At 60.9% G+C, this 24158-nt stretch carries 17 protein-coding genes; 1 reads left to right on the top strand and 16 read right to left on the bottom strand.

Annotation, left to right across the window (positions count from 1 at the left end; all coding sequences use genetic code 11):
* Window positions 1–53: 53 nt before the first annotated feature.
* Entirely contained in the window at window positions 54–968 is a 915-nt protein-coding gene (gene cysD, locus VWP12_RS05335; RefSeq protein WP_255410293.1) for a sulfate adenylyltransferase subunit CysD, read from the bottom strand.
* 599 nt (window positions 969–1567) lie between these two features.
* Between cysD and VWP12_RS05330 the strand changes: the two genes are divergently transcribed.
* A complete protein-coding gene (locus VWP12_RS05330) occupies window positions 1568–3295 on the top strand; it encodes an SLC13 family permease (RefSeq protein ID WP_410474909.1) in 1728 nt (575 codons plus the stop codon).
* Between the two features lie 51 nt (window positions 3296–3346).
* Here the strand turns inward: VWP12_RS05330 and VWP12_RS05325 are convergent, their stop codons facing one another.
* The 15 genes from VWP12_RS05325 to VWP12_RS05255 form a co-directional block, all read right to left on the bottom strand.
* Window positions 3347–4123 (bottom strand): SDR family NAD(P)-dependent oxidoreductase, encoded by a 777-nt coding sequence (locus VWP12_RS05325; protein ID WP_410474908.1) that lies wholly within the window; start codon window positions 4121–4123, stop codon window positions 3347–3349.
* The gene (locus tag VWP12_RS05320) at window positions 4110–5339 is read right to left on the bottom strand and encodes a capsule biosynthesis protein (protein WP_410474907.1); all 1230 of its coding nucleotides are present in this window, start codon (window positions 5337–5339) and stop codon (window positions 4110–4112) included. The genes VWP12_RS05325 and VWP12_RS05320 overlap by 14 nt, the downstream gene beginning before the upstream one ends.
* Before the next feature lie 326 nt (window positions 5340–5665).
* Window positions 5666–6928, bottom strand: a complete 1263-nt coding sequence (locus VWP12_RS05315) for a hypothetical protein (RefSeq protein WP_410474906.1) — start codon at window positions 6926–6928, stop codon at window positions 5666–5668.
* Window positions 6925–8355, bottom strand: a complete 1431-nt coding sequence (locus VWP12_RS05310) for a phosphomannomutase (RefSeq protein WP_410474905.1) — start codon at window positions 8353–8355, stop codon at window positions 6925–6927. The genes VWP12_RS05315 and VWP12_RS05310 overlap by 4 nt, the downstream gene beginning before the upstream one ends.
* 84 nt (window positions 8356–8439) lie before the next feature.
* Window positions 8440–9126 carry an HAD family hydrolase gene (locus VWP12_RS05305; protein WP_410474904.1) on the bottom strand — a complete coding sequence of 229 codons (687 nt, stop codon included), beginning with the start codon at window positions 9124–9126 and terminating at the stop codon, window positions 8440–8442.
* Entirely contained in the window at window positions 9111–9965 is an 855-nt protein-coding gene (locus tag VWP12_RS05300; protein WP_410474903.1) for a hypothetical protein, read from the bottom strand. The genes VWP12_RS05305 and VWP12_RS05300 overlap by 16 nt, the downstream gene beginning before the upstream one ends.
* Window positions 9966–9987: 22 nt before the next feature.
* A complete protein-coding gene (locus VWP12_RS05295; protein ID WP_125199814.1) occupies window positions 9988–10680 on the bottom strand; it encodes a cytidylyltransferase domain-containing protein in 693 nt (230 codons plus the stop codon).
* Complete coding sequence (locus VWP12_RS05290; protein WP_410474902.1) at window positions 10677–12281, bottom strand: aldolase catalytic domain-containing protein; 1605 nt, start codon at window positions 12279–12281, stop codon at window positions 10677–10679. The genes VWP12_RS05295 and VWP12_RS05290 overlap by 4 nt, the downstream gene beginning before the upstream one ends.
* Window positions 12282–12293: 12 nt before the next feature.
* Window positions 12294–13385: a hypothetical protein gene (locus VWP12_RS05285; RefSeq protein WP_410474901.1), complete on the bottom strand. Its 1092-nt coding sequence runs from the start codon at window positions 13383–13385 to the stop codon at window positions 12294–12296.
* A gap of 408 nt (window positions 13386–13793) precedes the next feature.
* On the bottom strand, window positions 13794–14387 hold the full coding sequence (locus VWP12_RS05280; RefSeq protein ID WP_410474900.1) for a sulfotransferase family 2 domain-containing protein: 594 nt from the start codon (window positions 14385–14387) through the stop codon (window positions 13794–13796).
* On the bottom strand, window positions 14384–18070 hold the full coding sequence (locus VWP12_RS05275; protein WP_410474899.1) for a glycosyltransferase family 4 protein: 3687 nt from the start codon (window positions 18068–18070) through the stop codon (window positions 14384–14386). Before VWP12_RS05275 ends, VWP12_RS05280 begins: the two co-directional genes overlap by 4 nt.
* Window positions 18070–18903 (bottom strand): hypothetical protein, encoded by an 834-nt coding sequence (locus VWP12_RS05270; protein ID WP_410474898.1) that lies wholly within the window; start codon window positions 18901–18903, stop codon window positions 18070–18072. Before VWP12_RS05270 ends, VWP12_RS05275 begins: the two co-directional genes overlap by 1 nt.
* A gap of 21 nt (window positions 18904–18924) precedes the next feature.
* Window positions 18925–20496, bottom strand: a complete 1572-nt coding sequence (locus VWP12_RS05265) for a hypothetical protein (protein ID WP_410474897.1) — start codon at window positions 20494–20496, stop codon at window positions 18925–18927.
* A gap of 34 nt (window positions 20497–20530) precedes the next feature.
* Window positions 20531–21952: a mannose-1-phosphate guanylyltransferase/mannose-6-phosphate isomerase gene (locus VWP12_RS05260; protein ID WP_125199823.1), complete on the bottom strand. Its 1422-nt coding sequence runs from the start codon at window positions 21950–21952 to the stop codon at window positions 20531–20533.
* Window positions 21949–23925, bottom strand: a complete 1977-nt coding sequence (locus VWP12_RS05255) for a glycosyltransferase (protein ID WP_410474896.1) — start codon at window positions 23923–23925, stop codon at window positions 21949–21951. Before VWP12_RS05255 ends, VWP12_RS05260 begins: the two co-directional genes overlap by 4 nt.
* Window positions 23926–24158: the final 233 nt, after the last annotated feature.

Here is a 24158-nt window from a genome sequence, read left to right as displayed (position 1 = left end):
TCTGATCGTGAGCGCCAATCCGGGCCGTCGGGGCCCTGGAGGTCGAAGTCGCCTTAGAAGTAGCCTTCCTGCTTTTTCTTCTCCATCGAGGCGGCCGAATCGTGATCGATCACGCGGCCTTGGCGCTCCGAGGTGTTGGTCAGGAGCATCTCCTGGATGATGTCGGTGAGCGTGTCCGCCTCGGACTCGATCGCGCCGGTCAGCGGGTAGCAGCCGAGCGTGCGGAAGCGGACCTTCTTCATCATCGGCACCTCGCCCTCGTTGAGCGGCATGCGGTCGTCATCAACCATGATCAGCGTGCCGTCACGCTCGACCACCGGACGCTCCGCCGAGTAGTACAGCGGCACGATCGGGATGTTCTCGAGGTAGATGTACTGCCAGATGTCCAGCTCGGTCCAGTTCGACAGCGGGAACACCCGAATCGACTCGCCCTTGTGCTTGCGGGCGTTGTAGAGCTTCCACAGCTCGGGGCGCTGACCCTTCGGATCCCAGCGGTGCTGCGCGGTGCGGAACGAGAACACGCGCTCCTTGGCGCGAGACTTCTCCTCGTCGCGGCGGGCCCCGCCGAAGGCGGCATCGAAGCCGTACTTGTCGAGCGCCTGCTTGAGGCCCTCGGTCTTCGTGATCTCGGTGTGCAGCGCCGAACCGTGCGTGAAGGGGTTGATGTCCTTTTCGATCGCTTCCGGATTGACGTGGACCAGCAGGTCCATACCCACTTCTTCGGCCATCCGGTCGCGGAACTCGTACATCGCCCGGAATTTCCAGCGGGTGTCGATGTGCATCAGCGGGAATGGCGGCGGGCCCGGCGCAAATGCCTTGCGTGCCAGGTGCAGCATCACCGCCGAGTCCTTGCCGATCGAGTACAGCATGACCGGGTTCTCGGTCTCGGCCACCACCTCGCGCATGATGTGAATGCTCTCGGCCTCGAGCCGTTGCAGGTGTGTCAGTGTCGTCATGGTGTCATTCAACCTTTTCGCTCTGCTTATCAATTCGTTGTGGTGACGAGCCGGCGTCGGCCCGCCTGCCCTGAGTCCGACGCAAAGCCGGCCTCGTCGATTGTTTCGTGCCTCACGCAGAACCGGCGTTTTCCTCAACCCGTCGCGGCACTGGCGCCACACGGCCCATTGGGGCTTTCGCTCGGGTCATCGCGCCTCTCTCGCGCCCACCCGATCGCCAACGGTGGACGGCCAGCGAGACCGGGAAGTTCAAACCTCGAACACGAGGGAAATCTCCCGGCGGCCCATCGCCGCGCCACCCGCCTCTCCGGGCGACCGACGAAACGCCGATCGCCCAAGGTAGGCTCAGCCCCGCCATCGCGGCGTTCACCCCTCCCAGCCGCAAAGACGGCACCTCGGGGCATGCAGGGTTCGACAGGACGCGGCAGAAAAAGTTTTATACTTTTTTAATCTGCATCACGTTGTTTTTATTGGTTTATAATGACATCCATACACAGGAAGTGTCCGAATTTGTTCGACAGTGTATTGAACCAGCCCCTAGAATCACAATCCATATCCTCACGCTTTAACCACGTGACACCGTCACCCCAACCGGCCGAGGAAATCCGATCATGAGCGCCTGGCTCGTACTTCTCGCCATCGCCGCCCTGCTGACCGTACTCGCCAGCGGCCGCGCCTCACCGGCAGCGGCCTTTGCCTTCACCGCCGTCGCCTTTGTGCTGACCGGACTGGTCGCGCCCGCCGAGATGCTCTCCAACTTCACCAACCCGGCGCTGGCCACACTGACCCTGCTACTGCTCGTCTCCCTGGCGCTCGAGCGCTCCCTTTTCCTCGACAGCATTGCCGAACGCCTGGTCTCCGGTGGGGAAGGCCTGGCGCGTTTCAAGCTGATTGGCACCACGGCCGTGCTTTCCGCATTCCTCAACAACACCGCGGTGGTCGGCACGTTCCTCGGCGCGATCTCCCGGCAGAAGCGCATCACCCCGTCGCGCCTGTTGATCCCGCTCTCCTACGCCTCGATTCTCGGCGGCATCACCACGCTCATCGGCACGTCGACCAACCTTGTCGTCAGCTCCTTCGCGGTCAATGCCGGCCTCCCCGAACTGACGATGTTCCAGTTCAGCCTGGTCGGTGTTCCTGTGGCCCTGCTCGGGCTGGCCGTGCTGTGGTGGCAGGCCCGCAGCCTGCCGCACAACGAGCGAGAAGGCGGCGGTGAAGCGATGTCCTACTTCCTCGCCGCCGAGGTCCGCCCTGACTCTCCCCTCATTGGAAACAGCATCGAGGCCAATGGCCTGCGCCAGCTCGAAGGTCTTTATCTGTTGGAAATCGAACGCCAGGGGCGCCTGATCACGCCGGTCGGCCCCGACGAAGTGCTTGCCGCCGGGGATGTGCTGGTCTTTACCGGTGAAGTCGACAAGGTTCAGGCCCTGCAACGATTCCCCGGCCTGCAGTTGTTCGGGCATCGCGCCGACGACCTGCTGGCCACCAACCTGGTCGAGGTGGTCATTTCCAACCAGTCGGAGCTGGCCAACCGCACACTCCAGGAAGTGGATTTCCGCAGCATGTTCAACGCGGGCGTCGTCGGCATTCGTCGGGGGAACGAACGGATTCGTGGTCAACTCGGACGTGTGCCGCTAAGGGTGGGCGACTGCCTGCTTCTGGCCACCGGCGCGGACTTCCGGCAGCACCGCAACATCGATCGCAACTTCCATGTGCTGAGCGGCAGCTTTCAGCGCCCGCGACTCGGGGCAAAACAGAGCGGATTCGCACTTGGAGGTTTTTTCGCGGTCGTGGCGGCCGCCGCCGCGGGCTGGCTTTCGCTGTTCGAGGGGCTCTTGCTGCTGCTGGGTGCCCTGCTGATCAGCCGCATTCTCACGGTCGGAGAGCTAAGACGGCGCTTCCCCTTCGAGATCGTGGTGATCATCGGTTCAGCACTGACGCTGGCCGAGGGATTGGAGAACGCGGGCGGTGCCGCCTTGATCGCGGATCTCATGCAAGCGACGTTCAACGGGCATGGTGTCTTCGCCGCGTTTGTCGGCGCCTACCTGCTGACGGTGGTCCTGACCGAGACCGTCACCAACAACGCGGCCGCTGCCCTGGTATTCCCGGTCGCCTACGCCACGGCCCAGGGGTTCGGCGTGGATCCGATGCCGTTCGTGATGGCCGTGGCATTTGGGGCAAGCGCCTGCTTTCTGATTCCGTTCGGCTACCAGACCCACCTGATGGTGTATTCGTCCGGACGTTACCGAATGGGCGATTACCTGCGCACCGGTCTGCCACTCACCCTGGTGTACTCGGCGGCCGTCATCATCCTGATCCCGCTGGCGTTCCCTTTCTAGGAAGGCGTTGCGCAGGGCATTAACAGCGACCAACACGGCCGGACATGCCGGTCAGGGCGCGCGATAACCCAGCCGACGCAATAGCGTCAGTGCCCAATCGACCGGCATCAGTCCAAGCCAGCGCGTCCCCAGCGACAACCAGAACGGGAAGGCGATCCGACCTCGGTTTCGCGACAGCCCGTGGCGAATCCGCCGCGCCGCCTGCTCGGGAGAAACAAGAAACGGCTTAGGGCCGGGCATGGCATCGCACATCGGTGAACGCACGTACCCGGGCATGATGACGCTCACACGGACACCCTGGGGGGCAAGCGCCCCGCGCATGGCCTCGCCATAGGCCTTGACCGCCGCCTTGCTGGCCGAATAGGCCGGCGTCGGTGGCAGACCCATGTCGGCAGCCAGCGAGCTCACCAGGGCAATCTGCCCGTTTCCCCGCGCGAGCATGGCCCGTGCCACACGGTCGAAAAGCCGCTGGGTCATCATCATATTGAGGGTCAACAGGGCTTCCGCCTCGCCAGCCGCCTCGATGGCCTCGCCGGGGGCCGCGTGCACGTTCATGCCAGCGTTCAGCACGACAAGGTCCGGTGTCATGTCGGCAAGGTGACGCTCGATGAATGCCAATGCCGACGCACGATCAAGGAGATCGACACCCTCGACGATCACCTCGCTGCCCGCCCGCCGGCACGACGTTGCCACTTGTTCGAGCGCGTCGAGATTGCGCCCCTGCAGGACCAGGGTTCGTCCCGGCTCGGCATACGCTTGCGCCAGCGCTGCACCAATGGCGCCACTGGCCCCGGTAATCAGGACACGACAGGGGTCAACCGACGGCATCAAGCAACTCCTCAAGCACCGAACGCTCGGCCTCCAGACGCGGAACCGCGTTCTCCACGGCCCAGGCAATGCCTTCACGGCAGTAAAACCCGCCCGGGACCTGCGCGGCATGACGAACCACCCGCTCGAAGGCGGCAAACAACCGGCTGTCCGGCGGTTGCGGGTCTGACCAGAAGTGACGCATGCCGGCCTGGTGCGTCAGCCCCGGCAGTCGGTAGATCGACTCCCCGAGGGCGATCGTCGGGCAACCCAGACCGAGCGAAACGAACCCGACGGTGCTATTGACGGTCACCACCCCGCGGGAGGCCTTGATCAACTCCTCCAGCGGCCCGCTTTCGAGAAACACCACCCGGTCGCGGATGCCCAACTCGTCGGCCATTCGTCGCGCCTGCCGCTCGTGGGATGCCACGCCGGGATCGAGCGGGTGGTTCTTGATCACGAGCCAGTGGGACGGGTCCGCCTGCTCGGCGAATGACCGCATCACCGAGCACAACACGCCACTCATGCCATCAAACGGCGAGTGATTCCGGATCTGGGCATCGCCGTCGAGTTGCAGCGGCAGAAGAAAGAACGTCCGCCCGCCACCCAGCAGGGTTTGCACCGCCGCCTTGTCCTGCCGACGGCGCACGAGCAGGCGCGCAAACCGCCACAGGTAGGCGCTGTATTCCAGCGGGGCGTTGTAGATCTGATGGTTACGGTAATGCGGATACAGCACCGGATTGAGCAACCCGGCCACGTGATACCGCACATCGTGATACGCCCGAGCGCGGAACACCTTGGTCATCTGGCACCCCGTGGGCTCGTCCGGGCACAGCGCGGCGGCCTTGAGGTACCAGTCCGGATCCCGCGGCAGACGTGAATGCCGGTTCACCCCAAACCGCTCCAGGGTGATGCGATTGGGGCGGAAATACCCTTCCTCGAAGACGTGAACCCGCAAACCGGCGGCCTCGGCACGGTCGATCACCGGCCGGTGTATCGACCGGCAATCGCCGAACAGCACCAGATCGGTCACGTCATGGCGGGTCATCACGTCATCGGCGAAATCCGGCAAGGCCGCGAGCCGTCCACGGAACGCCACCCCGCCATGCGACCAGTAAAGCTGGTCGCCCGGGTTGAAGAAAATGCGCGTCACCGTGTGCCCGCGGGCCTTGAGGGCCCTGCCAAGCACATCGAAAAACGGCGACGCGGAACCCTGCAGGAACAAGAACGACGACATGGCGGTCCCGTGTCGGGAAGAGCAAAGGCTGGCTTTGTTCTCTCGGTAGGTTTGTTTCATTCGACGCCCACGCGGACTACCGCAGGCACGTACACACGCACCAGGGGCCACATGAACCGTCTACAGAATGCTGGTTTGACACCGCAGGATCGAACCGTTCATTGAACCAGACCCAGAGTGTCTGGACCCTCACCCGATGGCATCGACCACCGGCACCGTGGCTTGGTGCCCGTGAACGATCGGGTGGGCTTTGACCCCTTGCCGCTGGACGGCTCTCGCCTCAGCGGCCGGTGCCGAGGAATCCCCATTTCAGGCTCGAGGCGACTTCATCGGCCCAGGAGGTGACGCAGGCGCGCGGCGAACCCCATCGGCGGGCAATTCGTCTCCAGCCACTGCCGGATGAATGCGCCCTTGGGACGGATACGGGCGGCCAACTTCATGTAGGAGGCGGCCCCCGCAGGATCCCGCGTCTCCCGCTCCACGGCCGCGTCGCGCAAACGCACGGCACACTCGTCGAACCCTTTGAACCGGTTGGCCTTTTCACCCAGGGCGTCCGACAGATTCAGTGCGCGAGAAACCAGTGTCAGTTGCTTCGCAGACAGGTCCATGCGCCGCCCGACCTGACGATCATCGTTCTTGCCCAATGGAGCGAAAAGGGTCTCCCGGTCGGGAAACCACCGTTCGCGCAATGCTCCATTGATCTCGTCAAACCGGCTCTGAAGCGCACGTGCCTCTTCCGTCGGCAAGGTGGCCCCTTTGCCGGCAAACACCCGCACCACCTCACGGCGCAACATCTGCAGGTCCTCGGCGAGGCGGCCCTCATCCCCGGCCCGATGCGCCAGCTGGTTAAGCCCGCGCAAGAGCGCCTGGCCCAAGGGCGTGAGCGACTCGTTCAGTCGCGGGCGCACCGGGCGCGACAACGCGGCCCTATCGATGGACAACAGCGAAAGGAAATCCTCGATCACCCCGTCGCCCTGACGGGTTGGTCGAGTAAAGAGCCGGGGACACAGCGTCTCTTCACCGAAGACGTCGCCCCATAGCTCGAGCACTTGGCGGTAGTTGAAGTAATGATTCCCCGGCCGGCACATTTTCCCGGCCGCCTCGAGCAACGTCCGCGTGCCCCCGTTCTTGAGCTCCGTCGAATAGAACGAGTCCATCACGTCGACCTGGCGGCGCAGATAGCAAACCACCCGGAATTCGGAACCCCACGGGCTCAACAAATCCGCAAGCCGCTTGAGTTCCTCGGGACGCCTGAGACGGGAATGCAAGTGCTCGCTGGAAACCACCACGGTATGTATGTGCGCAGGGAGACCCTCGAGCTGTGCACGCCATTCGGCCAGGGTTTTCTCGCGAAACACCCGGCGAGCGTTCTCCCCGTCCACACCGAGAAACCGCAGATAGTCGTCCGGCAGGTCTTCATCAAGCACGGCGGCCGTTAGCCCGCGTGCCTCGGCCCGCCCCGGCGTCGACAGGTAGGCGACGCCATGTCTGGCCAGCGTCTCCCGATTCGCGTGGAGCAACGCTTGCAAGGACGTCGTGCCTGTTTTTTCCGTTCCGATGTGAAGAACGATACGGCGCTCCGGTCTCATTGCCGTGAGAGCCTCTCCAGCACGTGGGCGACCAGGGCTTGCGCCTGTTCTGGTTGAGCCGACTCCGCGTAACAACGCAATTCAGGCGCATTCCCCGACGGACGCAAGTGAACGATATCCCCGTTGGCCAGGACGGCACGCAGCCCATCGGTATCGTCGATGCGAGAAACGGCGGCTTCCAGGCCCAGGGCTTGCTGCATGGCCGTCAGGTCTTCACGCCACTCGGCCAGCAGTGCCCGGCTGCGTTCCGTGGGAAACTCCTTGAGACGATCGCTGGCGGTATAGCGTGCAGGCAGCCCATCCACCAAGGCGGAAAGCGGCCCGCCCTGGCGTGCGGCGGCCACCATCAACGTCAGGGCCGGCAACAGCGCATCGCGGGTCGGTAACGGGTCCAGGCGACGATCACCCTCCTCGACCGGGGTACCAAGAAGAAAACCGCCGTTTGCCTCGAAGCCGGCGACCCGGGCATGTTTCCCGGCCAACTCTTCCATGCCCGCCAGCACGTAGGGCGACCCGATACGGGTGCGCAGCACGTCATCAAACGCACCACTGGCTTCAATGGCGGTATTGCAACTGACCGGTACGGCCAGTGCCTGTATGCCCAGCTCACGTGCGCACAGCAACCCGGTGATATCACCGCGCAGCCATTCACCTCGTTCGTCGGCCAGCAGCGGGCGGTCACCGTCGCCGTCGGTCGTCAACAGCGCGTCCAGCCGGTGCTCGGTCGTCCACTGGCGGGCGCGGGTACGGTCCTCGTCGCTGACGGCCTCGGTATCCACCGGGACGAACTCCTCGCTCCGGCCCAGGGCAATCACCTCCGCACCCAGCCCCTCAAGCACCTCCTGGCTCAGGTCACGTCCAGCCGCGGAGTGCTGATAGAGCCCAATGCGCCGGCCCGCCAACGGCTGGCCCGCAAACCACTCGGTATACCGGGAGAAATAGCGCCGATTGGCGGCATCGTTGACCGGTTCGCGCTTGCTCGTGCCAAGCGCCGGCAACTCGGCCGACACCGTCATGATCGCCTGTTCATCCGCCTTGGATATCTCTCCTTCCGGGCGATAGAACTTGATGCCGTTGCGATCGAACGGGATATGACTGCCGGTGATCATGATGGCCGGCATCCCATCGGCCATGGCCTGCAACGCCAACGCCGGGGTGGGCAGCACCCCGTAATCGACCACGTCCACCCCCAGGGCCCGGGCAGCTGTAGTGCACGCCGCCGCCATCGCCGGGCTGCTCGGGCGCCGATCCATGCCGATCGCTACGCGATTAATATCGCCCTGCTCGCGCATCACGACAAGAAACGCAGTCGTGAAAGCTGCACACACCTCGTCGGTGAACTGTTCGACCAGACCGCGCGCACCGCTGGTGCCGAACTCGATCTGACTCTTCCCGAGAATCGCCTGAACATTAGATTCGTCGTGCAAAATACAACTCCCAGATAACGATAGTTTTAATAAATAACAGCGACCTGAATCGACAAGTGACGTCCCGTCACCCTCCGCAAACGGCTACCCGCGGCCGAATTCGGCCAGGTTCTCGTGCGTGGTGATCTGTTTGGACGCAACCCACTCTTCCCATCCAGACACTTCGGTCCAGCCGCTCAGGAAAACGAAGTCGAAACCAGCGGCGCTGGCCGCTTCGTGGTCATATTTACTGTCACCCAGGAACAGCGCCGGCTGCCGAATCACCTGCGTGTCGAGTTCGCGCGCGAGAATCTCGTCCTTGGTGTCCGGGCTGCCGAAAATCCCGCCATCGAACAGCTCTGACAAGCCGCGATCGGCAAATACGTCACGCAGCTCGTTCTGATCACCACCGGACACGATCAGCCAGCGGGCGTCGGGGGTCTTTTCGCGCAGCGCACGCAGACCAGGCGCAACCTCGCAACGCATCAGTTCCTGGCGAACTTCGCTGGCGTAGTTTTCCAGCAGGCCATCCAGATCGGGGCCGGCAGAGTGGGCCGCGTGTCGCGGGGCGATCTCCTCGAGGAAGTAGGCAAACTTCGTGTAGCGAGATATCCCGCCATTGGCCCGGTGGTAGTCGACCATCGCCTTGGCAGCCGCCTCGCCGTAGGGCAACGTTGCCTGATAAAACGCGTCGGTCTTGCAGCGATTGGAGTTCAACACGACGCCATCGCAGTCGAACACCAACGTTCGGTAGGTTGAATACGACATCGAATTACTCAAAAGTAGCCCCACTGACCCAGATCCAGGTCGAGCATCTTGGAGAAATTCTGATTGGAACGACGGTAGTGATCCTGGATCAGCTTTTCCGTCTTGGGAGAAAGCGTCAGTTTCCCGGGGACAAATTCCTCTTTTTCCTTGACCCACAGACCCCAGGACCGTTCCCCGGATGACTTCTTGTTTACCCGCTTATTCGGATCGACCCCCTCACCCAACTCCAGAATCCCGGTGAACTCTCGCATCCGGTTGAGGTTGTCAGGCGTCATGAACTCCTCGTAGGGGAGTGCCAGCACTCGGCGGCGCCCGACACTCTGGCAAAGCCTTTTATAGAGCAGGTCATACTTGATCACGTGGTCACCGTGCTGATACGGGTTGTTGACCATCTGCTCGATGCGCTCGTCGAAGTCCTTTTGACTTGCGGCGTTCAACGGCCTGCTCATTTCGCTGTACATCGACGCAAGCCACTCAGGCTGTCGTCGGAAGAAGAACAGCACCTGAAGGTCCATGCCGAATTCCGCCAGCACGTCGCCGATGGCGTCGAGATGGCGAAGAAAGGCATCCGGCTCGACCCCAGCCACGCCTCGATCCACGTTGTTCTTGAAGATCTTCGCTCGATACAGGTTCTCGGCCGTGTAAAGGCTTTTGCCAACGAAAAGCTGCTTGAGAATCTCTCGCCCGCCTTTGGTATCCCAAAACAGGGGCGAGCTATGCATGAAGTGACTTTGAAACTCGCGCTCTTGCTTGTGCGGGGTGATGTGCATCCCGGCGCACACCCCCGTCTCGCGGAAAACCGCCTTCTGCAAGAAAGTCGTACCGGTTTTCCACAACCCCATATGGAGAGTTACTTTCTTCATGCCTTCACCTTCGGACCCGTAATTAAATTTTGATGAGATCTTTTTCCACCAGGCACTCGGCCACCGCAAAGTCTTCGGGCCAGTCGATATCGTGGCTGGTAAATTTGTCCAGTTCATATAGATAAGGCTTGCGACCGATCCGATCACCCAGATCGCGATAAATGTCAGCGGATGCCAGGAAAACGCCGCTGTTCACCTCATGAACGGGCGGCAGTGTCTGGGTCCGGGGCCATTTCTCGATATCACGGTCGTAATTGATGGGCCTTTCGTGTTGCCAAAGAAAACCGTGGATCGAGGTCGTCGTCATGAGCGAGTCGTAACCCCGTTCCAGCCGGTCCAGATAGGAACGAATGACCCGGTCATAGTGTTCTTCGGTAATGAAGGGCGATGTCACATGCGTCCAGAGGATGTGACCTTCCGGGATCAGGTCGAGCGCATGGGCGACCAGCTGATCGGTGCTGGTCTTGCTCGACGAGAGGGCCTCGATGCGCTTGTGCAAACGAAGGCGAGGTTCGTTCAGCGATTCTCCGAAGGCGAGAATATCGGCATCGTTGGTGGTCAGGACCACTTCATCGATCGCATCGGCAGCCAACAATTGTCGAAGCTTCACTTCGATCAGGCCGAACTCGAACCCCGCAAAGGGCTTGATGTTCTTTCGCGCGACGCGTTGGCTGCCCGCTCGACAGGGCAAAAAGCAGGTAACTTTGTCTGTCATGTGATGAGTCCGTGAATACTCTTTTTGGCCACGTCATAGCGCGATGGCGTAACCGCAATCAGGGGAACGGTGGAATCGGAGGCGTGGTATTGCTTGACCACCCGATTCATCTCTTCGTTTCGCGGGTCTTCACCTGCATAACCGTCAAACCCGGCCATATAGATGCAGTTCGCCTGTCCGCTGACCGCAATGGCGAATGCGTAGGCCATGACCAATGACGTCGGTGTGACGCAGTAGGTCTGGGAAAAATCGAACTTGCCGGGCTGCACCTGGAGACCGAAATCCAGCACGTTCTTCTCACGCAGGGAGACCTGAACTTTTTCAGGCAACATCGAGTAAGGCGTGATCAGTGGCTGCGGTAGCTGGGTGTGTGCGTCACAGTCGGCCAACAGGCGCACCGGGTGGCACGCCACACGCAGGTCGATCAACTCGGCATCGATGGCGCTCTGGGTATTCAGGGCCACGACCAATGGCCGGTGCTCCCGGATATGACGCTCCAGGGCGTCACGATGCCGGGTAACACCCGGTCCGGTGCCGAGCAACAGGACATCGCGGCCCTCGAAACGCTCTCGCGGCGTCCACTGACCTTTCGGCTCACCCGCATAGAAATGGCGTGCGGCATCAAGCGTGTTCAGATTGAACTTCTTGCCACCTTCCACGCGCAGGTGCTCGATGACAGCCAGCACGTCTTCTTCTTCATAACGCGAGTCGCTGAGCATCTCCTGGATATAGGTGGGGTGAATGCCGTACTTGCCGGCCAGGTAGTAGTACGGGTTCGTCCCCCAGCCATACTGACGCTGCATGGGCTTGAAGTACTCGCGCAGCAGCGACATCAACGGCACCATGTTGGCCGACTTGCCGCGCCGCTCGGCTATCTCAACCGCCAGCTCTTCCGTGCGGGCATTGCCCGGCCCGCGGCCCATGCCCGTCACGGTGGAATCGACCCAGTTCACGCCCTCGTCCAACGCACGCAGGGTGTTGGAAAGCGCCAGACCCTGGTTATCGTGCGTGTGGACACCCAGGTCACCGTCCCACTCGCTGCGCAGCCACCCGATGATCTGCGCCGTCTGCCCCGGGGTCATGCTCCCCATGCTGTCCGCGAAGTAGAGCGCTTCGAGGGGATAATCCTTGGCCTCGCGGGCCAAGGACTTGATCTCCTCCTCGGTTCGATCGGAGACCTGCATCAGATTGAAGGCCGCCCGATAACCTCGTTCGTTGAGCCAGCGAGCTGCCGGCAGTGCCGCCTCGAACTCATGCACGTGACAGGCAATGCGTACCAGGTCGACCGGAGACTCGTCGCCGCGCACCGGAAACAGTCGCTCCAAGGCCTCGTCCTGAGGAACATCACCGACCAGTTCACTGCCATTCACCATGACCGCGATGGCCAGTCCTTCCGGGATCCAGAGGCTCTGGATGAAGTGATCGGTCGTGAAGGCGCAGGGCCCCTTGAATCCGTTGTTCTTCAACGACCGGAAGCCCAACTCCACCACGTCCACACCGGCGGCCTGCATCGCCTCGAGGTATTGATGGATCACATCCGTGGAGAAATCCCACGTGTTGTAGTAGCCGCCGTCACGGAGAGTGCAATCAAGGAAATACATAGAATCCACCGGTTAGAGTTTTTCGATCGGCACTGCTTTATCCGTGGGGCAGTGAGCCTCCCTCACCGAGAAACCACCCTCTCCTCGCTCCACGACCAGGGCATCGTCGATTTTGAAAGCATCGGCATCTCGCAATTCCCTGACCTTCTCGCAGACACCGCGGTACAGCCCGGCGTAGCTGATAACGTTCCTCGCAAACCCCGCGTTGGCGAAAACGTCGGTTACCAGTTCCTCTCGGGGGAACCGGATCGTCGCTTCGGTAGCCACCGCCGCGTACACCGACAACGAACTATCGAAACAATGCAGCCGACCGGAAAAATCATGAGGAATCATGACTTCCGCGAAGAATTTATCGACCTCCAACGAATCGGCCTTGGTAAATTCAACCCGATCCTCAAGGGCAACCACGTCATAGTCGCCCTCCAAGCCCGCCAATACATCATCGGTTGATGAGGCCATGATTCGGGAATCACCCTTAAGGACCACGCTCGAAACGTCTTCAGTCGAGAGGTACCGCTTTATTACGTCGATATAACGCAACCCATCGACGAACTCACCGGGGCCCTGTCCCCAATACCGGAGAAACAGCCAGTCCTTTTTCAGGTCATCGGCATCGAACGACAACTTGGCCCCGACGATCGACTTCAACGCATCGAACGCCGAGTCAATATCACGGAACGTGCAGACCCTGACCGGGGCCCCGTTCTTTATGAACGGCCGCTTCCACACAAAACCAAAGAAGAGAAGTTCCTTGTAGTCAGGGAAAACCTCTTCCAGATTGGCCTTGCCGAGCTCGTTCTTGATTCCATCCGAATACACGCTGTATTGGGCGCCGAACTTCTCAATCAATCCAGTCGAGATATGCGCCTTCCCAAACGGATGCACCCAGAGATGCCCTGGAACCTGATCCTTGTCGAGCTTCTTGGCTTCACTGGCAGTCATGATTCGACCACCCACAGATTGCACGTATTCCTCGACAGGAAGCGAAACCGGAACCTGGTCGGGCACAATGATCAAGAAACCGGAATCATGATTCCCAAAATACGACGACAGCAACACCACAAAAAGCTCTGTCGGTGCGAACGCGGCTGGATAATGCCCCATATAAACCACCCTGAGTTAATCCACCCATTGATAACTATGCGAAAACGCAATCAGCCCACGTATCGTTACGCGCGGCCAGCCAACCGCCCGCCTCGGACATCGCCCGCACGAGGCGAGAAGTCGGTAGGACGGTTTGCCGGCGCAAGAAGCCCCAACCCGTGGCCGATCTTTGCTTGGCCACAGAAGACGCAGATCCGCGTTACGTTACGGTTGACTCATGCCGCTCCGGCATGTGCCGAACGCGAGCAGGAAAGAATTCGGCCAACTCACTCCAGGGCTGGTCGAAAACCGACACCGCTAATAGCCAGCAGGCCGACTTCCCAACGACACACCCTCATCCTTATCTAGATCGAGGGGGCCGTTCGCCCCCTCATGCTTTGACAAGGGGATCACCCTGGAAATTCCCGATCAGGTCCTAATATCCGCGATTGCTTTGTAATCACGCTCCATCAGCGTCTCAAGACGCGACTTTGCATAATCACTCACGTCAACGTCGAAATCGGGGCTCACGTTCATCCGCGGCAAGGTAATCTCGGGGATGCCCAGCTTTTTCATCACTTCAGGAAACGTTTTATCCAGTTCGGAGTAAATGATCAGCTGGTCGACCGAGAGGTTTCCGTCGACATCGATAAACCGATCGATCTGCGGCTGCAACTGCCCTTTGTTATTAGGCACCCACTTCTCCAGGAACTCATCGAAATTCATGTCACCGGTGTAAAGCCTGGGGTTATCCTTGAACTTCTCGTGTCGATGCGACTTATACAGGCTAAGCGCATAATCCACGGGGTCCCGGATAACACCGAACTTGAAAAACTCACCCTCGTCCATGACATCAAAAAGCCACTTGAAACGCTTCTGAATCTGGGCGTAAGGCAGATGCTTACCCAGCTCGCTTCGTCTAACGACGATATCGCCGTGCGGCCTCAACTCAGACTCGATAGACGTCGACGCGGTTTTCAGATTGGCAATAAAGATGAACTTCTTTTCAATTGAAATGATCACTTCAACACTTCCTCTATCGTCACATCAGCACTTTCTTGCCATGTCAGCCACGGCATAGCGCCCGACGTAATCACGGTCCCATTTTGATAACTGTCAAGCCATTGGCGGAACACCTTGCCCGCCGATTTCACATTCATATCCCGCGGAAGGTAGGTCGCGTGTTCCCCGGCCACTTCGCGGAAAACGGGGATATCCCGCGCGATGATCGGCAACCCCTTCTGGGCCGCCTCGATGAGCGGCAGGCCAAAGCCTTCCCCGTAGGAGGCGGCAATCAAGCAGGTGCAGGTGGTGTAAACCTTCTCCAGATACTCATCGCTAATACCAGCCAGCCAGTACAGACGCTGGTTGTACTCGGGATGAGACTGGATGCGCTCGGCGAGCGCTTCGACCTTCCACCCCATCTTGCCGACGATCACCAGGTTGGCGTCCAGCCCTTGCTCCCAGAGCGAATCGAACACGTCGAGGGTGTCCGCGTAGCCCTTGCGGGGCTCCAGGGTGCCCACCATCAGGAAGCTTGGCCTCGCGTCCAACGACGACAGGACCTTCGGGGCCTCCTCCGGGATGCCGCGACTGGGTGCCGAGCTGTGGATATCCGCGCCGTTGTGCGACCAGCCGATCTGCAACGGTCGCTCCCGGCGGAGGCCTTGCTCGTCCACCCAGTCACGAAGCTCGTTGGCGACCGTGCTCGACACGCAAATCACGCCATCGGTGGCCGTAATCGATCTGAGCCACTGGGTGAAACCCTCCTCGTTGCCGGGCGGGAAGAACTCAGGCATCGCTATGGGAAGCAGGTCGTGGAGGAGGAATTTCACGGTCACGCCATGACCACGCAGCTTCTGGTAAAACGGCTGTTGGGCGATCTGCACCTGAGGCTGCATGTCCAGCCCGAAGAACACATCGCCGGGCGCGTAGTCGATGACCTCGTCTTCCAGATCCCCGGCCGGCAACCCCATGAAGTCCCGGGTGAAGCGTCTGGCATAGCGATAGCCTTCCTCAACGGAGGCATAGACCGGCTCGACCCGGTACCCCTCCGGCGGCTCACTGAGCCACTCCCTGAGAATGCTGCGCACCACTCGCTGGATGCCGCTGCGCGCGTCACGCATCACCAGTTCCGAGATATCGACCAGCAGCTGGTGTTTGGGGTGATGTTTCTCCACCAACTCGCGCTTGAGCTGCTCGGTGCTCTGCGCCCAGGTCTGCCACTCAAGCCCGGTCGATTGAGGCTGCTCCTCCTTCATCAGCAACCAGTCGGCCAGCTCGTCGGCCAGCGTCACACCGGTCCTGCCCTTGAAGTAGAAGGCGCTTGATCCGGCCACCTCACGGAACACCGGGATGTCACGCGCGATGATCGGCACGCCGTAACGCGCCGCTTCAATCAGCGACAGACCGAAGCCTTCGTTGATGCTCGCGGCCACCAGCGCGCTGCTGGCCTGATAGACCTTCTCCAGGTATTCGTCGCTGATGCCCTCCAGCCAGAACAGCCGCTTGCCTTTCTGGGGATGCTTGCGCAGGGCCTTGGCCAATTCATCCACCTTCCAGCCCTGCTTGCCGACCAGCACCAGGTTGATGTCGTGGCCCCGGTTCCACAGCGTCTGAACGGCATCGAATAGCTGATCCTGCCCCTTGCGTGGCTCGATCGTCGATACGCTCAGGAAGGTCGGCCGCTGGCGAATCTTTGCCAGGACCTTTTCCGCGTCTTTCGGCACGCCAGTCGAAGGCTTGGAGCCATCCAGATCGCCACCGTTATGCACCCAGGTCATATGGAAACCGGGGGTGCGGTAGATCCCGTTCTCGTCGATCCATTGATCGAAGGCATCCGCTGTCGCCTTGGAGACGCAGACCGCCCCGTTGGTGCCCGCCACCATGGTGAGCCACTGCTCGTGCAGCTCTTTGGCATCGTCATCCTTGAACAGGTCCGCCAGCTGAATGGGCAGCAGATCGTGAACCAGGAACTTGACCGTCACACCATCGGCCTGCAGCTGACGGTAGAACGGTTGATGGGCCAGCTGGACGTGATGCTGCATGTCCAGTGCAAAAAAGACGTCGCCGCGCTGCCAGCGAATGGGCACCCGATCCTCGAGCGCCTGCCGGCTCAACCCATCCGGCAACACCGCCCCATATTCGCGTGCCATTTGCCAGGCATAACGATAGCCATCGTCCCGCGTTGCGTAGACCGGCACCACCTGATACCCGTCCGGCGGGTTCTTCAACAGGCCCTGCAGATAACTGCGCACCACGCGCTGCACACCCGTCGCGGCATCGCTATTGCGGATTTCGGAAACATCCAGAAGCAGCTGACGGGTAAAGCCGGCCTGCTGGTTGAGGGCCAGACTGCTGGCGATTTCGCTCAGCACGAACTTGTTGGGCTGCTCCAGCTGTTCAACGATCGCGCGCTCGAGCGCCTCGTCGGCAACCACCGGATGCGTGGACACGCCGTCGCCCGTGGCATCGCGCTTGTGGCGACCGGCATGAAGGGATTCCCAGGCGGCGATGGCACGTTTGGCCGACGTCTCCCAGGAGAATTTCTTCGCCTGCTGTCTGCCATGGGCGATGAGACGTTGCCTGAACTTTTCGTTTTTCAGCGCCTGCTCGATCTTGGCCGACATGTCGCTGACGTCCGACGGATCGAACAGCGCCTCGGCCAGGCCGATCACCTCGGGGAGGCTGGACGTATTGGCCCCCACCACGGGCGCGCCACATTGCATGGCCTCCAGTGCCGGCAGGCCGAACCCTTCGTGCCAGGTGGGAAAGACGTACAGCTTGCAGAGGTTGTAGAGCTGAACCAGTTCGTCGTCCGCGACGAATCCCGTGAAGCACAACTCGTCACTGCCCAGGCCCTCTTCCTCGGCAACCCGCCGCAGGTCCGCGATCTCGCCCTCGGGCATCTTCCCGGCAAACAGCAATTGATGGGAAGCGCGCATCTTGTCGGGTAGCGCTGCATAGGCACGGATCAGGCGCGGCAGGTTCTTGCGTTGGTCCGCCCCGCCGGTATACAGGACAAACGGTCGTTTCAAGCCAAACTTCGCCCTGATCGCCTTCGCTTCGGCCGGCGCGATATCCACCTCGCGGAATCGATCTTCCGCGGCCTCGGAGGTATTGAAAACCCGCCAGGATTCCACGCCCAGGTGATCAACGACCTCCCGGCTGGACGACTCGGAAATAGACAGGAACAGCGAGGCGCGCTTGAGGTGCTCAAGCTTGTTGTAGTAGTAGCTGGCAAATACCGCGTTGGGCTCCAGATACTGCTCCGGGTAGATCAGCGGTATCAGGTCATGCAACGTCACACTGACCGGTGTTGTCCGGTCGTAGCGCCCAATGCTGACCACGGCATCATCCCCAAAGCCCTCGAACAGGCTATGAACATGGATGACATCCGGCTGCAGACTGGCCAGAAATGCCTCGCGTTCCAGCTCGGCCACCAGTCGGCGAGGGGTATTGTCCGGGGTATTGTCGGAAACCGGGCCAGGCGCTTGCCAAACCCGAATATTTTCTTGTGGAAGCAGATCCTGAAAGGCCGCCCGAATACCTTCAATGGTCTCGGGAAACAGGCCACTCAGCGCCAGGATCACCTCGTGATCCCCACGGTTTCTGACAATCGCCTCGGTAAGTGAAAGGGTGTAACGCCCGATGCCACGGAAACGACTTTCCGTCTGCGCACCCTGCATGTCGATGACGATGCGCATTAGGCAGCCACCTCCATTACCTGGGACCGGCGGTTAAGCGACAGAAAGATATCCCGGGCCTGACGAGACAGCCCGTAGCCGCTGTACTCGTCAACCTGGATCTTGCGCCCGCAAGTCGTGAACCCCTGTTCCTCGAACCAGGTCACCCCTTCGTGGACCATCGTCAGAACCAGCTCGTAATCGCCAGGCTCCGACGGCGGCTCGACACGCACATCGATATCGACGCGTTCCCCGGGAGCAATCGGACCCTCCAACGGCGTGCGAATGCCATCGAAACACGCCATCTCCCCCGCGGAATTCAGCCAATGATATGAGGCGTTGATGGGCCGCTCTTCCGAGGTTTCCCAGGTAAAGGATGAATTGTTCTCAATCGCTACCAAGATGGTCTCCGGCATGCCGGCCTGGAACTCGCGTGGTGCCTCGACGATTTCCGCCATGCCGGCGTACTCCCCACCTTCTTCCTTAGCCTCAGCCTCAGCCGGAGCGACTGACTCGGCCGGAGCTGGGGCTGGAGCCTCGGCCGGCGCTGCTGACTCGGCCTCAGCTGGAGCTGGAGACTCGGCCGGCGTCGTTGCCTGGGCCGGTGCCTCAACTTCACTGACGGTCTGTTCAGCAGCAGCCTTCTGAGCAGCAGCTTTCTCAGCGGCGGCCTTTTCACCGCGGGCCTTCAAACGCTGGATCAGCTGGTGGACATCTCCCTCCTGCAGAAGAAAATCCACCCATTGGTCCAGCTGGGCTTTCTCTCTATCGGACGGGTCTGCCAACAACCGGAAGGCATGGCCCACCAGCTCCTGGCAATGTCGTCTGCGTAATGACTCGATATCGATAGCCATTTGCCTTTGTGTTTCCTCTGCTTAAGTCTTGATAAAACGAAAGTTCTTGAAGCGGATACCGGCATCCGCGACCTTGCCGGTGACGCGGCCGCCCTTGTCGCTCACGCGATCGCGGTGGATATCGCGCATGGTCTCGGCAAGGCGCACCCAGTCCTCCCGCGAATGGTTGCTGCCACCCATGTCGAAAATTTCGTGGAGCATCGCGGGGAGCCGTTCGAGCAGCTCTCCCACGCGTGTCCGATCCGATCGAGGCAGACGCTTTAGTACCGCCATGTCCAACGTGTTGGGCGCCTCGAAGCGAAGCTCCCATTTGCCCCCATGGGTATCCCGTGATTCGGGAAACCAGCCTTGAAGCCACTGGTGTGGTTGCGCGGGTATCTCCAGCTTCGGACGTTCGCCGAAACGGCATGGGCCGAGATTCGCGCTGGACAACCGAAACCCCCACCGTTTCAACTTCTGCCCCCCCCAACGAACGTTTTCCAGCATCACGACGATATGTTCGTAATCCGGGTTGTTCTTTACCCCGACAAGGCGCACGGAGTGGTACTCGAGGACCTTGCTCGCGCCCGCAAGCCGTTTCCCGATGTGACTCCAGCCTTGATCGTTGAACTTGCTGGCAAGGTGTTCGGTTTCTTCGTGAGACCGATGCAGTGCCACCAGCAATTCCCCCGCCATGGCGCGGTATTCGCCCAGTTCGCGCCTCATCTCGACCGCGCTGGCCTCCTGGTGGTTAGCCAGGTAGGCGTGCCTGACGACTTCCCTTTGTGTCTCTTGCAGTTGCTTGAGCAGCTGCTGGGCGCCTGAGCGCAACTCGTCCACGGTCTTGCGCGCCTCGACCAGCGCCTGTTCGCGTCGATTGGCCAACTGCGCGTGGCGTTCGATCCGTTGATGACAGTCGTCGAGCTGGGCAAGCAACACCGCCGCCTCGTCCTGCTCCGGCGAGGTCTGGTCACTTGCCTTGGCCTGCCCGACGAGTTGCCCATAACCCCGGATCGCCTCATCGACCCTGCCGGAGTCATCGTGGAAACGTTCGGATGAAAGCGGACAACCAACAATCCGCGTCTCCAGGCTGTCGATCTCGACCGTCGTGGCCGAGTCGAGCCGCTCGATAAACATTTGTGCCAGCATCCAGGGGAGCGGGTCGGCCGCGCCGCCCCCTCCCTCGGGTGTCGACGGTGTGATTGGGTTGCCGGCAACGCTCGGAAGATCCCAGCGTTCCCGAACAACCTCTGCCACCCAGTCCGGGTGATCGCGGACCGCCTGATGAGCCACCATCAGACAGCGAGACGAATGGTCCTTGCAGAAGGACAGCTTCTCCCGCTGAGTGCGCAGCCAGCCTGACAGCACCTCGCGCGGCTCACCGGCCCGACGGCGAATGCCATCGGCGATCGTTTCCCTGAGCGACCGGGACAGAATCAGGAAATGCCCCTCGGGTCGTGATCGGCCCGCCTCCTGGAGCTTCTCCGTGGGAAAGGCATCGCCTGCGATGACGCCGAACTGTTCGTCCGTTGGGATGTGAGTCGCGGACTCAAGCATGCCTCGAAGCAGGTCCAAGTCCGTTTGCGAATCACCTACCAGACAGATCGTGGCCATCGGCCAACCTCCCCATGCTCCTTGGCTTCAGAACTCAGGCGCACTGCTCGGCGCGGCCATACCCGTCCTCGAATCGGACAATATCGTCCTCGCCGAGGTAGGAGCCTGACTGCACTTCGATCAGGTGCAGGGGCACCATGCCGGGGTTCTCGAGACGATGCGTCTCACCGCAGGGAATGTAGGTGGACTCGTTTTCGTGCAACAGGAACGTCCGCTCACCGTGAGTCACCAGAGCGGTGCCACTGACCACGATCCAGTGCTCGGCGCGGTGATAGTGCATCTGGAGCGACAGGCGCTCGCCCGGCTTCACCGTGATGTGCTTGACCTGATAGCGCTCGCCCAGATCGATGCCGCAATACGCACCCCACGGACGGTGGACTTCGGCGTGCTGGTAATGCTCTTCACGACCCTGTTTCTTCAGTGTCTCGACCAGCTTTTTCACGTCCTGGGCCTTGCGACGGTCAGCGACCAGAATCGCGTCATCCGTGGCCACCACCACGACATTGTCCAGCCCGGACACAGCCACCAGCCCTTTCTGGGAATGAACGTAACTGTTGCTCGTTTCGTGGAGGACCACGTCCCCAGAAACGGCATTGTTGGATTCGTCCTTTTCCTTGATTTCCCAGAGCGATGACCAACTGCCGACATCGTTCCACCCCATCTCGACGGGGACGACGGCAGCCCGTTCGGTCTTTTCCATCACGGCGTAGTCGATCGACTCGGAAAGCGTCGAGAAGAAGGCCTCGCGATTCAGGCGACGGAAGTTCATGTCGTCCTCACCCTGGGCGATCGCGTCTTCGCACGCCTTGAGCATGTCCGGATGATGGGCCTGCAGCTCGACGACGTAGTCTTCCGCGCGGAACAGGAACATGCCGCTGTTCCAGAGATAATCGCCGGAATCGACATACGCCTTTGCGGTCTTCTGATCCGGTTTCTCGACGAATTGGGAGACTCGGTGCACGCCGGGCATCACGGGCTCCGAGGCCTTCTCGATGTAGCCATACCCGGTTTCCGGCTTGTTCGGCTGGATGCCGAAGGTGGCCAGGTATCCGGCATCCGCGGCCGCGGCCGCATGCTCGACACCTTCGACAAAGGCATCGGTATCAAAGACGACGTGATCGGAGGGCATGACGAGCATGCGGGCGTCCGGATCGTGCTCCATCAAGCTCAAGGCCGCGACGGCTACCGCTGGCGCCGTGTTCCGGCCCACCGGCTCCAGGAGTATCCGTTCTGCCTCGACCCCCAATGCACGCAGCTGCTCGGCCACAACGAAACGATGCTCTTCGTTGCAAACCACCAACGGCGCGCCGAACTGGTCACCCTGCACCCGAAGGAGGGTTTCCTGGAACATCGTCCGTTCGCCCGCAAGCGAAAGGAACTGTTTCGGGTAGCCCGCGCGAGACAACGGCCACAGACGGCTACCACTACCGCCTGTCAAGATAACTGGAGTAATCATGTGCTTCGTTCCTTTTGTGTGTTGATGGACTCAGAACTACTGGCTTGTTGTAGAGCTTCCAAACGGCGCTTTATGTAGGCACCGCAATACGCCGGAGAAAACCGGCTAACGTCGTATTTCGGCGGTGAGCGATTTCGCCCTCCTGACGCACGCTGACGCATGAGTTCCGCTGCGTGGTTCAGGTCGGGATCGGCCCAGAACTGGCCTTCGCCATAAAAGTAATCACCCGGCTCGAGACGGCGTGTCTGATGCCGAACCAGACCGATACCGGGCTGATTGCAGAAATCCATGTTTCCCGAATAGGCAGTCGCGATGACCTCTTTTCCCAGAAGCATCGCCTCGGCAATACCTCGGCCGAACCCCTCGGCCCGGTGAAGGGAGACGTAGCAATCGCACTGGTCGTAAAGGGACAGGACATCCGGACGCCGGAACACGCTCGTGATCAGGTGGATGCGCTTGTCCCCGCCGATGAGGTTCAGCAGTCGTTTCCAGGCGGGCGATTGCTGGTCGACGTGGCTTCCCTTCAGGACCAGGCCAACGTCGTCCACGCCTTCATCCGGGAACGCCTTCTTGAACGCTCGAACGAGGCCTTCCGGGTTCTTCCGGCTAAGCCGGGAATTCATGTCGAACGAAAACAGGAACAGGTAGGGGGATTCGGGCAGCCCCCAATCGTTTCGCGTCGATGCCGCAACGTCACCCAGTACCACCGGCAACGGCACGACACGGGTTAACAGGGGCGAGTTGGCGTAGCTTTCCGCCACGTGCGAACTGATTGCCCAGAGTTCGTCGATCAACGAGTACGCATGGCGCCAGGCTGCCGGCCATTCCGGCAATTCCCATGGCCACAGTCCGATGTTGTAGTGGCCCTCCAGGAGGTCCAGACCGCGCTCGCACACCAGCCGGGTCATCTCGATGCCCGTCATGCAAAAGATATTGACGTGGTACTTCGGCTCGTCCGATAGCCAGTTTTCCGCGCTTCGATCCTCCTGGCTTACGTCACCGCCCGGTTCGAAATTGATCACGCAGAAGGGAACCTCAGCCGCCTCGAGGGCACGAGCCACCATCCGCACGTCTTCTCCGATACCAAGCTCGCCGCGCGCATACCCGTAGAGGTTGATGCCCGGCAACCTGCCTTCCTTCCTGTCGGATTGCTTCTCCCGGAACGACGCGGACAAACCCGAAACCAGATCCTCGATCTCCGGTTGAGTCGGCCGGGTCGTTCGAATGCGTCGAACCCTGGCCACTTCCTTGACGCCGACCGGCAGGTGCCGGGCTGCGGCCCGGCTCCACCAGGGTGACTGGGGAAGCGCCACCACCGGTGACCGGCTCTCGGATGGCGCACTACCGTCTTCCCAGGCCCGCACCAGATCCTGGTTGTACAAGGCAATTCGCTCGAAGCCGTACGGGTCACGCTCATCCTTCGGCAAGGAAAGGCTGCCCAGAAAACCCTTTAGCGACGGGAAGACCTGCTGCAAGGCTCGCACCTGCCACGCCGGCAACGTCGAGGCCAGACCGATCTCCTGCCGACCACCCCGGAAATACCAGCGTGCGGTTCGGTGCCGGACACGCCTGTTGTAACGAACCTGGGCCGACCAGTAACGGGAACGGGCGACCCCGCAGAGGAACATGCCGACCGTGTAGGCACCCTCCCACAAGTCACCTCTGACCTTGTCCATTGCGGCAGGACGCATCAACTCCTCGTTCCAGGACTGAATCTGTCGCAACAACTTGTATTCCCGCCGACCGTGGCGCACACACCACGCGAGATACCCCAGGTAGTCGTCTCGCCGCCCTTTCTGCAGGGGGAAGCGCGTCTGGAGGCCTGGACGTAAAAGCCAGATCATGTACATCCCGCCGTAAATCCGGGTCGGAAGATCAAACGGCAGGTCAACCGGCTGATTGAAAGGGTGGGAGTACTCGAACTCCCTCCCTGCCCCAGCAGACCCGAAAAGCTGTTGCGGTTGAGTGGTCATGACAACTCCAACGCCCCCTTCAACCCCGAGCTCCTCCGGTCTCGACTGGAACCACGAGAGGGAGACTCAACGGACAATGACCATTCGTTTGCCGATGTGGAGCCATCGCATCGAACGCAAAACTCATCCACCAGCGGACAATATGCCGGCGGTTTATCAATCGATCCGGCGGACTCCACAAAACACAAAGCCTTGCGCGCCAAGCTAGTGCGCACCCATAATGGGCCAAAATC

It is taken from the genome of Guyparkeria sp. TX1 (assembly GCF_046523965.1).
GTDB lineage: Bacteria > Pseudomonadota > Gammaproteobacteria > Halothiobacillales > Halothiobacillaceae > Guyparkeria.
Note: the sequence above shows the minus strand (reverse complement) of the source record. Positions and strands in the feature narration are given on the sequence as shown.